7 protein-coding genes are annotated in these 14,639 nt (G+C 48.5%); all 7 read left to right on the top strand.

From position 1 onward, the window contains the following. The first annotated feature begins 2 nt into the window (after positions 1 to 2). A complete protein-coding gene (locus tag H6786_02635; protein ID MCB9816271.1) occupies positions 3 to 6,497 on the top strand; it encodes a hypothetical protein in 6,495 nt (2,164 codons plus the stop codon). Continuing rightward, positions 6,466 to 9,198 carry a hypothetical protein gene (locus tag H6786_02630; protein ID MCB9816270.1) on the top strand — a complete coding sequence of 911 codons (2,733 nt, stop codon included), beginning with the start codon at positions 6,466 to 6,468 and terminating at the stop codon, positions 9,196 to 9,198. The genes H6786_02635 and H6786_02630 overlap by 32 nt, the downstream gene beginning before the upstream one ends. 119 nt (positions 9,199 to 9,317) lie before the next feature. Beyond that, entirely contained in the window at positions 9,318 to 10,028 is a 711-nt protein-coding gene (locus tag H6786_02625) for a hypothetical protein (protein MCB9816269.1), read from the top strand. Between the two features lie 35 nt (positions 10,029 to 10,063). Next, the gene (locus tag H6786_02620; protein ID MCB9816268.1) at positions 10,064 to 11,113 is read left to right on the top strand and encodes a hypothetical protein; all 1,050 of its coding nucleotides are present in this window, start codon (positions 10,064 to 10,066) and stop codon (positions 11,111 to 11,113) included. Positions 11,114 to 11,115: 2 nt separating this feature from the next. After that, the gene (locus H6786_02615; protein MCB9816267.1) at positions 11,116 to 11,880 is read left to right on the top strand and encodes a hypothetical protein; all 765 of its coding nucleotides are present in this window, start codon (positions 11,116 to 11,118) and stop codon (positions 11,878 to 11,880) included. 9 nt (positions 11,881 to 11,889) lie between these two features. Beyond that, positions 11,890 to 13,539 (top strand): fibronectin type III domain-containing protein, encoded by a 1,650-nt coding sequence (locus tag H6786_02610; protein MCB9816266.1) that lies wholly within the window; start codon positions 11,890 to 11,892, stop codon positions 13,537 to 13,539. Between the two features lie 67 nt (positions 13,540 to 13,606). After that, a complete protein-coding gene (gene gap / locus H6786_02605; GenBank protein MCB9816265.1) occupies positions 13,607 to 14,632 on the top strand; it encodes a type I glyceraldehyde-3-phosphate dehydrogenase in 1,026 nt (341 codons plus the stop codon). Positions 14,633 to 14,639 lie beyond the last annotated feature (7 nt).

Here is a 14,639-nt window from a genome sequence, read left to right as displayed (position 1 = left end):
CCATGAAGACCGCATTGATCACACAAGTAAAAGTAATTCAGTCACTGTTCATAGTGTTCTTTGTGTTTGCTGTGCTTGCGGTCCCGGCTCAAGTGCACGCCACCATGCTCGAGTACATGGTGCGTGAAAACACTACCGATACCACCGCAGTATCGACCAGTGAAGCGATCTTTGGCTGGAACAGTGAGACACATGCTTCGGGAACAGCGATCACGTACAGTGGAAGTAAGTTCGAACTAGAAACGGGAAAGTACTTGGTGTTGTATACGCAGCTCTGGGAAACAACTGATGCTACTGACAACACCAGAAAGGAAATTCAAGGTCGGCTCGATATTGGGGGAGTGACAGCTACCTCTGGTGCCTCACAATGTTATATGAGAAAGCTGAACGGGCAGCAGGAGTGTATGACATCGGGTAACGCGATCATTAATGTTGCAAGTGCGACCACCTCACTTGAAACGAACTTCTACAAAACAGACAACGATAGTACAGGTATTCCAACCCGAGAGAATGCCGGCTGGAATGGTGTACAGGTCATTAAGCTTCCTGATGCTTGGAACTACGCACGGTACGCTCTCTCGGGTGCTGTGAGTGCGAACTCTGCTTCCACCACACACGCTGATGTGGCGTGGGATACGACCAACGAAGAGGATACAGGATTCTCAAGAAGTGGTGCAAATATTACCATTGCAAATGCTGGCAGGTATCTCGTTTCCTATTCATTACCAATGTTTGCTGATGGTGCTGGAACTACTGCAGATCGAACGGAGTACACTTCTCGGATCACTTTGGATGATGTGGAAGTAGAGGGGACGCGAGTGTCCACGATGATGCGAACTGCACAAGAGGCTGAAGATGGTGTTCTTAACTACATCGGTATCATCGATGTTGGTGCAGGGGAAGTGCTCGCTATTGAGAACCTTCAGCGTGCTGGTTTGACGGCTACATTCCAGGGCGGGTCGTTAGAGATCGTTCAATTACCAAGCGCTGCGGAGACGTTCATTCGTGAGGCGACTTCAGGCGATCAAAACACAACTACGTTGACTGAATTTTCTTGGGACACCACAGCTCATGAAGACGCATCGACCTTCACTATCAATAGTGCCACCGACTCGTTTACAGAAGTCGACGTAGCGGGAGACTACATCTTTTTCTGGTCACAGCAATCTGAAGCTGCAGCTGTGTCACGTGGTAATCCGACTGCTCGACTTAGTGTCAATGACACGATCATTGATTACGCCGGCTCTGATGAATTCAACCGCAATGATACATGGAGTTACAATGCGGGTCATGCTCATGGTGCGTTTGTGCCAGGTATGAGTGCAACCGACAATGTGTCCGTTGAAAACATTGCCTTGGCTACCACTGGTACCATGGATGTCGATCATGGAGCGTTTTCAGGACTTAGGCTTGATAGTTTGTATGAAGAGAATGCTACCACTACCGTTTCGGGGACTTTGTATTCTGATGAAGGGTCAACAGTTATTGGTACTGGCGCGACCATTAAGTTAGTGGTTGGGGCTGGATCACCAGTGGCTACTACCACGACTGCTAATGGTTCTGGGGTGTACAGCTTTGCAGTTGATCAATATCTGCTTGGTATGGATGTGCCGTTGACGGTCTTTGTTGATGCGTCTTCGAGTATTCGAGCGGCGGTGGTAACCAAAGCCACGTCGACTTCGAGTCATATTTCAGGCCTCGATCTATACCAGGATCGAGTCATCGTGCGCCAAGAGGGGAGCACTTCAACCAGTGTGACCGAGTTTGCAAACTACGACTCAACCGATGATAGTGATCTACAATTCACTGCGTCAGTTGCGACCGACGAGATAAAGATCTTGGAAGCACAGGAACTACATATCTGGAGCGGAGACACATTCTTAAGTCCAGCATATTTGAATCTCACGGGTGATTTTCATAATAATAGCGGTGTGTTTACGCACAACGGTGGTACGACGACCGCGGGGTTGATGCATGCAGCCTATGTGGACTACAAGACAGTCACAACACAAGAATCAAGTCCACGAGAGGTCGCTTTTTCGACTGATGGCACCAAGATGTATGTGGTTGGTTCAACAAACGATCAGGTGGTTCAGTACACGCTATCACCTGCTTGGGACGCTTCAACAGCCAGCTATGTTCATGCTACCAGTGTGCAGGCGTATGAAAATACGCCAACTGGTCTCTTTTTCAAACCAGACGGCACCAAGATGTACATCAATGGTACACAGAATGACTCAGTGCATGAGTACAATTTGTCTTCCGCCTGGGACGTCTCGACTGCTAGTTATGTGCACGCGACCAGTGTTGCTGCACAGGAGAGCGATGGGCATAGTGTGCAATTCTCAACGGACGGATCCAAGATGTTCGTGATCGGTGACTGGGGGGATGATGTTAATGAGTACACACTCTCGACCCCATGGGATGTTTCAACTGCTAGCTTTATTGACAGTAAGCTGGTTGAGACACAAGACGAATTTCCGCATGGTCTTGTGTTTGCGAGAGATGGCTACAAGATGTTTGTGTCAGGTTATGAGAATGATAGTGTCTACGAATATACACTCTCAACCGCGTGGGATGTCTCGACCGCTGTGCTTGCTGACACTTTCAGTGTTGGGACGGTGGTTACTGAGCCGCGTGACATAAACTTTTCAGCCGATCTCGACAAGATGTATATCGTGTCGACGCAGGTGGGTGGCCGAGTCTACGAGTATGACTTCAGTACCAGCTCTGCCTTCACTGGTACGCTTACCGGTGCTTCATCACTTGGTAAGCTTGTGACGGCCGGTGTTCAGACTATAGAATTTCCAGCCAATGCCTCTACCTCAGAAGTAGACGTTACAGAGGGGACAGTCCTTTCGGTATCAAATTCTCTCACGGTCACTGGTGATCTGACACAGAATGGAACCTTCGATGCGGACGGAGGCACACTGTACGCGGCTGGTATTGGTTTTGACCTGACCACTGCTTCTTATACAAACTCATCGTCTACTGATGAGGATTCTGCCCAGCGAGGTCTTGCGTTCTCAACTGACGGCACGAATATGTACATCACAGGAGTTACTACAGATAAGGTCTATGAATACGCGCTCTCAACCGCGTGGGATGTCTCTACTGCAGCCTACACTCACGCGACCAGTGTGCAGTCCCAAGACGGTACTCCAATGGGTGTAGCGTTCTCGAGTGATGGTTCTACAATGTTTGTAGCCGGAAATGACAACAATAGTGTCTATGAATACACACTCTCAACCGCGTGGGATGTCTCTACTGCAGCCTATACCCACGCGACCAGTGTAAGTTCTCAAGACACTGGGCCACAGGGAGTGAGTTTTTCTTCAGGTGGCACCAAGATGTATGTAGTCGGTGGCACCAACAACACGATCTATTCTTATACACTCAGTACACCATGGGACGTCTCTACTGCTGGTTATGATAATGCTTCGCTGTACATGGGTAACTTTGATACAAATCCAAACGCCGCCGTAGTCTCTACGAGCGGGCGATACTTGTATGTGGCTGGGTTTGATAGTGAACAGGTCTTTGTGTACTACCTAAGTACGCTCTATGACATTTCATCAGCGACCTATCTACAGACCTTCACTCCAACGGTCTCGCTCAATGCTTTTCGAGACATTGCGTTCTCTACTTCAGGAGACGAGTTTTACACCCTGGATTTCAACGGCGTCGATCAATACAGTTTGCGTGATGTACAGACGATCAGCGGCACGCTCATCGCTACTTCATCACTGGGAGATGTGGTGATCAGCGGTGAGCAAAGTACTTACTTTGCTGATAATGCTTCTACCACCGACTTCACGATCAGTAGCGGTGCAGCAACAGTCACAGCGCCGGTTGTACTCACGGTAGCTGGAAACTTCACCAACAGCGGGGGAGACTTCGACCATAATTATGGGGTCGTAGAATTGACCGGCACAAGCAAAACCCTCTCGGGTACTCTGACTGGCGGCTCCGCTCTCGGAAGTGTCGAGGTGTTTGGTTCGTATACAGCGTCGAACAATGCTTCGACAAGTCATCTGACTATTGCTTCGGGTGGCAGTTTTGTTGCGCCAAGCTTACTTACCATTACTGGGGAGTACACAAACAATGGTACATTCACTAATAACTCCGGCACAGTGTACCTTAATGGGTATGGTAATCAGCGGTTTTCTAGTTACAGATCCATTGGATTATCTTCTCAAACTGAAGATACCACTTTAAAAGGTCTCACCTTCTCTCCTGACGGTCTTAAGATGTTTACGACGGGTAGTACAAATGACAAAGTCTATGAGTATACACTTGGAACCGCCTGGGTTGTGGCAACAAAGACGTATGTGGACGGGCTTAGTGTAGCGACTCAAACAGATGATCCGATTGATGTACAATTTTCAGATGATGGTCGTACTATGTATGTGCTTGGGGGAAGTTCGAATTCTAAACCTGAAGCAGTCAATGAGTATTCATTGAGTACTGCTTATGATGTGTCTACTGCTAGTTACACTGACAACTTTACAGTGACGACCCAAGATGCCACTCCAACCGGCTTTCGATTATCACGCAACGGCACAAAACTTTTCATACTTGGCGATGATGGTGATGACGTCAATGAGTACTTGCTCGGAACCGCCTGGGATGTGTCTACTGCTACCTATGTCGATAACTACAGTGTTGCGACAGAAGTCACTTCAACAGACGGTCTGTTTTTCTCAGTTAATGGCGACTACATGTATGTGCGGGGAGATGTGGGAGAAATTCATCAGTACACACTACAGGTTCCATTTGATGTATCAACTGCAAACTATCAAGAGCAAGTGCTTTATTCTAGTGCTTTTGCTGGTTATGGGGCGTGGCTTACCTATGATAGTTCCATACTTTTTACCAACTACAGTGCATTTGATCGTATCCTGACAATCGAACTCAACGCAGTTCATCAGGGTACTATGACGGGTTCTTCAGTGTTTGGGAGCGTGGTGTTTGATCAAACAAAACAAACTTTTGATGTTGCCAATGCTTCTACCTCCGATTTGACCATCACTGCTAGTGCGATAGTAATTGCTCCAACCAGTACGCTCTCTGTGGCGGGAGACTACATCAATGAAGGAGACTTCACCGTAAGTGCTGACAGTGTGACAGACATCGCTGGTGCGTATACCAACTCTGGCACTTACACCGCAGCGGCTAGTAGTAGCTTGCGAGTAGGGGGAGATTTTTCCAACTCTGGCACTTACACCGGAGCTGGGGGTAGTAACCTACGGGTGGCGGGGAATTACAATAATACAGGTACAAAGGGAATTGATGTGACCAGTGTCTTCACGGGGAGTGGCAAAACGATCTCCGGCACACTTACAAGTTCCAGTCGGTTTGATGAGGTGGTCATCACGGGCTCGTATTCGTTGCTTGATAATGCGACCACGTCTGATCTTACGATCACTTCTGGCGGTGCTCTTACGGCTACTGATGCACTAACTATCACTGGTTCGTACAGCAATGCCGGAACTTTTTCGCACAATGCTGGTGTGGTGATTGTTGAAAACAATGGTTTTGATATCTCTATCGCCTCCTACCTCCACGCTACGAGCGTCGCCGCACAGGACATTTCTCCATATGACGTTGCTTTCAACACCACCGGCACTAAAATGTACGTCGTTGGTTCTTCAAACGACAAAGTCTACGAGTACGACCTCTCCTCTGCGTTCGATATTTCAACTGCTTCCTATCTCCACGCTACGAGCGTCGCCGCACAGGACGGTACTCCAGTAGGTGTCACCATCAACACCACCGGCACTAAAATGTACATGGTTGGTGATAGTAATAACAAAGTCTACGAGTACGACCTCTCCTCTGCGTTCGATATTTCAACTGCTTCCTACCTCCACGCTACGAGCGTCGCCGCACAGGACAGTACTCCAGTAGGTGTCACCATCAACACCACCGGCACTAAAATGTACGTCGTTGGTTCTTCAAACGACAAAGTCTACGAGTACGACCTCTCCTCTGCGTTCGATATTTCAACTGCTTCCTATCTCCACGCTACGAGCGTCGCCGCACAAGATACTGTTCCAAGAGATTTAGCCTTCAACACCACCGGCACTAGAATGTATGTGATCGGTAGTAGCAATAACAAAGTCTACGAGTACGACCTCTCCTCAGCGTTCGATATTTCAACGGCCGCATTCGTTAGTAGTAAAGATATAAGTACTGAAGATCTTTTTGGATATGGCTTAGCCTTCAACACCACAGGGACCAAAATGTACATGACCGGTAGCGTCAATGATAGTATCTACGAATATGTTATTACTGAGGAGGAGCAGACGTTTTCTGGTACTATGACCGGTGGCTCGGCCTTTAATGATCTGGTAACTGCAGGTACACTACCACTCACCTTCAGTGACAACGCTTCGACCACCGACTTCACGATCGGTAGTGGCACAGCGACAGTCACTGCTCCTACATTGCTCACTGTTGCTGGTGACCTTACTAATAGTGGGGGGGGATTTTGATAATAATAGCGGAACAATCTATCTTACTGGTTCAAGCAAAACGATCTCAGGAACCCTAGTCGGAGACGATCAGCTCAGCGATGTGGTAGTGACTGGTTCGTACACCGCCTCAAACAATGCAACAACCTCAGACCTTACCATCGCTAGCGGGGGCAGCTTCACGGCGCCCGCTGCTGGCCTTCTCACCATTGATGGGGTGTACACCAACAGTGGCACTTTCGATAATAACTCCGGCACAACCTACTTCACTGGTGCAGACTATTTCGATATTAGTAGTGCGAGTTATGTACACGCAACAAGTGTAGCGGCCCAAGCCTCGCTTTCATTTGGTCTCGCGTTTTCTGACGATGGACTCAAACTATTTTCTGTTGACTATGTTGGCCAAGAGATCAACACCTACTCACTCAGCACTGCCTGGGACATTTCGACTGCGAGTTTCGTAGCGAGCAAGTCAGTCTCTGCGCAAGACACCGCCCCAACTGGTCTTACGTTCTCTGATGATGGTATGAAGTTGTTTGTGGCAGGGGATACTGGTAATGACATCAATGAGTATACGCTTGATGCTGCCTTTGACGTCTCCAACGCCAGCTTTGTCGACAGTAAGTCTGTGTCAGCTCAAGATTCACAACCAACAGATGTTACGTTCTCTAGTGATGGTCTCAAGATGTTTGTGATGGGATACAACACCAGGAAAGTGTATGAATATATACTTGACACTGCTTTTGACGTGTCCACAGCAAACTACGCGACTCTCTACAATGTATTTTCGTACCAGTTAGCTCCTGCAGGATTAGCTTTCTCTAATGACGGACACAAGATGTTTGTTGCGGGGAACAATGGTGATGATGTAGACGAGTTTACTCTTACCACCCCGTGGAGCGTTGCTACCGCAGTTCATGTTGATACGTTTTCGTTTTCAACCGAAGAGACCTATGCGTATGGGTTTGCGTTTTCGACAGATGGTTCGCGTATGTACATAACCGGTGATGGTAGTGATGCTGTGCATGAATATCATCTCCCGGCTACGCATTCTGGTGCCATGATCGGCATATCAGCCTTTGGCGATGTGATTGTCGCCGATAATGTGCAGGTCTTCCAGACTAGTGCTTCCACGACTGACTTCTCTATTCTTTCCGGTGCGATCGTACATGCATCTGGTACCACACTTGATATCGACGGTGACTACACGAACAACGGTATATTCACCGCTTCTACTTCAGAAGTACTTCTCAGTGGTAGTAGTCAGCAGACTGCCACCGGCACGCTCTCTGGCGCGAGTGCCTTCAACGATCTGACTGTCTACAACACTAGTGGCACTGGCGCTACTCAGTCGATCGTCTTCGGTGCTCCAGTAACTACCACTGGCACTTTCACCATGGCTGCGTCTACTTCAGCACAGTTCCTTGCTGGCGCGACCAGTACCTTCAATACTGTCGTGTGGCAGGGTGCAGAAGATTCTCATGTTTGGCTGGCTTCGACCGAGGCTGATACGCAGTGGTACCTCGATGTGCAGTCGATCCCAATGACGGTTGAGTTTGTGACTGCGTCCGATTCTAATGCGTCATCGAGTACATACGGACCGATCCCTGCTTTCAACTCAATTGATGGAGGCAACAACAGCAATTGGAATTTCAATGCCGAGTATGGTTCGACCACGATCGCAGACCATGATGCAACCCAGGTTGAAAATGCATTTGATTTCCAAAGCAAGACCGATGAAGCGCTATTCGCCTTCAAACTTACGCCAGAAAGTGGTACAGCCACGGTGACTGAGCTGGTGGTGACACTGTCTGGAGCCAAGAAGATAGACACTGCTGATTTCTCTAATATCAGACTCCTCAAAGACCACGATAATGATGGTGTGTATGATGCGACAGATGAGCAAGTTGGTGGTGCTGGTGTAATGAGCATCTCAGGTTTCTCGGGTGGTATCACGTTCAGTACAGACTGGCTTGCAACCACCACTGACAACTACATCGTAGTTGCTGACTGGAGTGTGCCGGATAGTGGTTCATCGCTAAACTTTGAATTATTCACGTCGGGTGTTTCGATGGAAGATTATGTGGGTTCATATACGGTGAGTGGATCGGTCAATCAGGCACAACATCACCGGATCAACAAGGGCGGTGGTGGTAGTGCTGCGGCGATCGGCGATCCTGCTCCAGAAGGTCGTTCCGAAGAAACTGGTGGCACCAATGAAGGTGGGGAACTGATCGGGGATGATCCGAATTACTTCTGGCCAACTGCACATAGTGGCGATTGGACTAATGGGGCGTATGCGTACGATAAGGTTGACGGTACCTATGCGTCTACTGACACGACAAACGCTTCATCAAGCTACACCGGCCACGGTTTCAGTGTGCCAAGTGGTAATACTATTACAGGTATCGAAGTGAAAATGGAAATTTCGGGTACGACTGCTGCGGGTGATATTGATGTTGAGCTTTCTTACGACGGCGGAAGTAACTGGACAAGCGCTAAAACTACCCCAACCCTCACCGGGACGGATGCGGTAGTTACTCTTGGAGGTGCAAGCGATACTTGGGGCCGCAGCTGGACGTATGCTGAGTTCAATAATGCAAACTTCGCGGTTCGGGTTATTGGTCAGCCTTCAAGTAATACGGTACAGATCGACGCGATCCAGGTCCGGGTCTACCACCAGTCGACTGGTGGTGGCGCAGGCGGTGGTGGCGCAATCTAGGCTTATGTAAAGCGGTGAAATAAGGTGTGAGTTATGCACACAAAAACAACCATAAAACATTATTCTGAGCCATTAATTGCTATACTTACTAAGTAAATTAACAAGACACAAATTGCATTATGATTACTAATTTCACACATCTCAGTCGATCTGCTACGTACGCGGTGCTCGCAAGCGTTACAGTCGTTTCACTCTTATTTGTAGGCTTCTTTTTGAGTGAACCGACTATCGGTCATGGGCAGACCAACAGTAACGAATTCTACATTCGTCAGACCATTACTTCAGAAAACTCATTCTTGGTGCAGCCAAGTAACGTGACCATGTTGGGTACCGTATACGGTGTCACTGGTGGTAATGCTACAGGCTCGACACAATTTGTGGTGGTGTCTAACAACGCTTCTGGCTACTACGTTGATATCTCTTTTGAACACAACGGTACCGAAGAAGCTATGATCGGAGATGTCAGTTCAAGCGAATCGATCCGTGACTACGATGGTGATGATGGTCTGCAACCAGGTTATGGTTGGACTGCAAGTACAGCTGCGCAGTTTGCGTACACCGTTTCAGCCTCATCTTCAGGTGATATCGACGCTTCGTTCAAGCACAATGCGGTTGATACTTGTGGTGGCGGTGGCTCAAACACCACTCCAGATCTCTGTTGGAAAGCCCCAACTTCTTCACCGTACCGAATCATCGATACGATCGCGCCAGCAACAACTGGAGCAACCAGTTCAATCAAGTTCAAGGTGAGTGTTCCAAGTGGTGCTGTGCCATCACCAACTGCTGAAACCTACACAGCGACTGCAACTTTGACGCTTACTTCAAAGTAGGGTAATCTGTAGTCATTCAGGATATGACTACATGGATGCAAAAAATCCTAGGCGTGTGTCTTGTCACGCTTCTCGCGACACCTCTCTCTGGAGAGGTGTTTGCGCAGGAAGGAGAAGAAACATTCTCACTTGAAAGTTCCTCCAGTACCGCGACCACTTCTGATGTCGTACTTGTTACTGAAAATGAAGCAGAGCCTTGGTATCGTACCGAGCGGATCTTTGGCAACATCGATATCGGTGATTTTGTGGTTGGTCCAGGACGTTCTGAGATCGAGGTTAGTCCTGGTGAGACTGTCATCCAAGAGATCGCAGTAACGAATCGAATCAGTGATGGTCGTTCGTTTAAACTTGAGATCGAAGATGTGGTCGGTAGTGCTGACGGTAGTAGTGCCGTGAGCCTGACTGGTTCTAAGCGTGGTCCATATAGTGTACGAGACTATCTTTCGTTTCCAGAAGACACCTTTACTATCGATCTTGGTGAGCGAGCACTGATTCCAGTAAAGATCACCATACCACCAAATACTGAACCGGGAGGATACTACGGTAGTGTTCTTGTCTCTACTGTTCGAGTAAACGAAGGAGGGGCTGAATTAGCACCGCGACAACCGATCATTGCTCGAGTGGGTTCTTTGATCTTCATTCGTGTCCGTGGTGACGCAGTGACCGAAGGACAAACCAAGGAAGTGAGTATCATTGGAGATAAGTGGTGGTTTGAAAGTGGTCCGATCGAGCTTGGTGTGTTGTATGAGAACAGCGGTTCGGTCCATGTAAATCCGTACGGTGAAATATCAGTGAAGAATCTCTTTGGCGAAGAAGTTGGCTTTGTGGAACTCGAGCCGTGGTTTGTGCTCCCGAAGTCCCTTCGCGTTCGCGAGGTGTCTTGGGATCGAGAGTTCTTGCTTGGTCGCTACACGGTCACCGCGCGGATCAATCGAGGGTACGAAGATGTTGTTGACGAGGTAACAACCACTTTCTGGGTGTTACCTTGGAAGATCGTCGGGGGAATGTTCCTTGTTCTGTTCATTATCTTTTTCGGCATTAGAGCATTTTTCCGCACATTTGAATTTAAGCGGAAAGGTGACTAATCATGCTTCGAGGAATCTTTGCACAATCTTTTAGCGCAGCGCTTGTCACTACAATTTTGATAGTGAGTTTACTTAATATTTCATCGGCGCAAGTTCGCACCAGCTCAAGCTATCAGCTGCAGAGCGATAGTATCAATGTGGGAGGTGGTTTTTCTACATCGACCTCATATCGACAAGAAAGTACGGTTGGCGAGGTGGCAACTGGCCGCTCAACTAGTACTAGCTATCAGTTGTTGGCCGGGTATCAGCAAATGCAAGAAGTGTATCTGAGTCTCTCGATCACCGGAGATGTGACTATGACACCAAATATTTACGGTCTTACTGGCGGTACCTCAAATGGCTCAACGACAGTGACTGTTACGACAGATAGTCCGTCTGGATATCAGCTGACCATTGAAGCCGAAAACAATCCTGCGATGCAGAGTACAAACGATACAATCGCAGATTATGATGACGGAGGAGTGCCAGATCTCTCATTTGATACTAGTACAACTGGTGCACATTTTGGTTTTACTCCGGAGGGGATGGATATTGTGCAGGCGTACAAAGACGACGGAGGTTCATGTAATGTTGATGTTCAGGATACAGCGTCAGCTTGCTGGGATGGGCTCAGCACCTCACCAACAACGATTGCTCAGAAGGGGGGCTCTAATCACCCAGACGGCGCCACAACTACTATCCGTTTTCGCGTGTGGGTTGGTAGCAGTGCAGGCCTGACTGCCGGAGTGTATACTTCGACCACAACAGTGACTGCTTTACCGTTATAATAGAACGTAATGAAATACCTGTTTTCGTGCGTGTGTATCTTGCTGCTTAGTGTGCAGGCCGCTTTTGCGCAAGTTAATTCAAACACATTCACGATCAGGATGTACGGTGGGGTCGATGCGACTGCCCCGAGCACGCCGACTTTGCTGACAGCTACACCGATCACCACCAGTCAGATCGATCTGGCTTGGTCCGCATCGACCGATAATTATTCTGTTGCTGGATACAACGTATTTCGTGATGGAACAGCGATAGCGACTACGTCACTCCTTAGTTATTCTGATACTGGCCTCACAGCGAGTACGACATACGCATACACAGTTCGTGCATTTGACCCGTCATACAACTACTCCAGTTCTTCCAATACATTAGCGACCACGACGCCAGATGTTTATATTCCACCGACACCGACCAGTACTGAAGAAGTACCGCAGCAAGGGACCGTTGCTCGGTTGGTGCTTGATGAGTTAGTGATCGATACTGGAGTGTCGACCACGAGCCTACAGCTTGCAACCGCTAGACCAACTCGGATCGAGATCCGGTGGGGTAGGACTGCTTCATACGAACTTGGCTATATCGTCAGTAACGTGTATGCCAAGGAACACGGTGTCATGCTGACCGATCTTGAACCGGGCACAACGTACGAGTATGAGATCGTCGGCTATACGCCGTTTGGTCTAGAGGCGGTCTTAAAGACCGGTTCGTTCACGACTGATACTGTGCATGTGGTCTCAGCTCCCGAGAACGTCTCGCGATTTCTGGCTACACCACAAGGGGACTCGGTGCAGCTCACCTGGCAGTTACCGCAGCAGGAAAATGTAGACTTTGTGCGCATTGTACGAAGTCATCTGGGTTTCCCTGAACATCCGCAAGATGGCGCGATCGTGTACCAAGGTCTTGGTGGAAGTGCCTTTGATGAAGGAGTTCTCAGACAATACTCACCAGTCTATTACACTGCATTTGTATACGATGTTGAGGGAAATGTGTCTTCTGGGGCAGTGGTAATGGTGTATGCAATAGACAGCACAGATCCACAGATACCTATCACAACTGGTGTTGGTCTGTCGGATTCAGATCACGTGCCCGGTATTCAAAGTGTAGTACCTGAAGCCACATCAAGTGTGGTCACTGAACGTCTGACGCCAGACATGAAGATGCCGGAACTGACTGATATCACCATCACTCAAGGAGCGAATCGATACTCTATGCTTGATCGATCAATAGAGTTGTACGGTGAAGAATCGTTCATGATCTCACTTCCGGTTGAAGCGGTTGCAGGCAATCTGAAGACCATTGTTGTGAGTGTGCTCGATCCAACTGACAATCGACGTGCTTATTCATACCTACTTCGAATCAATCGCGACCGGACTGCGTATGAAGCAGTGATACCAGCTGTTGTAGTGCATGGTGCCTCACAGATCAAGATCTCTATTTACGATTACGAAGCGCTTGTGGTCGGGGCCTATCAGACCCCGGTCATGTTTGTTGAGGGATCGTCTGCGGCAGCTGGTTCTCACGTGGTCTTTCCAGACGTATTTTTTGAGCAGCCGCTTTGGCTTGTGCCGCTCATCTTGCTGCTCTTGATCTTGATACTCTTACTTATTCTAGTACTGAAGCGATCAAGAGAGCGTGAGGCTGATCCCTCTGAGGATAAGAACTAATGAAGTGCAGTCGAATTGGCTGTATAGTTAGAGGAGTTAATCGAATCAATGTATATAGTTTTTTTGTATGGTACGGGTAGCAATTAATGGTTTTGGTCGAATTGGACGTACGTTTATGCGGACGGCTTTTGGTCATGCAGATTTTGAAGTAGTAGCGGTAAATGATCTCGGTTCTCTAGAGAATCTGGCATACCTCCTGAAGTATGACTCAGTCTACGGCCGTAGTCCTTTTGAGGTGAAGGTGGACGGCGGAAAGCTCAAGGTGGGCGGCAAAGAGATCGCGTTTCTACAGGAGCGTGAACCAGAAAAGTTGCCGTGGGGTGATCTCAACATTGATATTGTGGTTGAATCAACTGGTTTCTTCACTACCTACGAAGGATCAAAGAAGCATCTCGCTGCTGGCGCTAAGCGAGTCGTGATCTCTGCGCCAGCGAAGGATGACCCGGCAGCGGCAGGGGTGCAAGGCGCAACGGTACTCATGGGAGTGAATAATGATCAGCTTGCTACCTGTCAGATCTCTTCAAATGCATCTTGTACAACTAACGCTACCAGTCCAGTGATCGCAATTCTAAAAGAAGCGATCGGTATCGAGAAAGCGGTGCTCAATACAGTACACGCATACACAGCCTCGCAGTCGCTTGTTGATGGCCCAGCTAAGAAAGACCTGCGCACTGGTCGAGCAGCTGCGCTCAACATCGTACCAGCTTCTACAGGAGCAGCTATTGCGACGACTAAGGCGCATCCTGAACTCGAAGGGAAGTTTGATGGTATGGCCATGCGTGTGCCAGTGCCCGTTGGTTCGATCGTTGATGTGACCTTTATCGCAGCTCGTGATACGACTGTTGAAGAGGTGAACACCGCGCTTCAGAAAGCAGCTGGTGATAAGCGCTGGCAGCATATCTTTGCTGCAACCGATGAACCGATCGTGTCGTCAGATATCATTGGATCACGCGTTGGTTCCATTGCTGACCTTTCGTTCACGCGAGTGGTTGGAGGCAATCTCGTAAAAGTGCTCGCCTGGTACGACAATGAGACCAGCTACACACAGACGTTGGTTGAGCATGTTGCAGCTGCTGCGAAGCACGTAAAATAAGTTTCAC

The organism is Candidatus Nomurabacteria bacterium (assembly GCA_020632075.1).
Lineage (GTDB): Bacteria > Patescibacteriota > Minisyncoccia > Phycocordibacterales > UBA918 > OLB19.
Note: the sequence above shows the minus strand (reverse complement) of the source record. Positions and strands in the feature narration are given on the sequence as shown.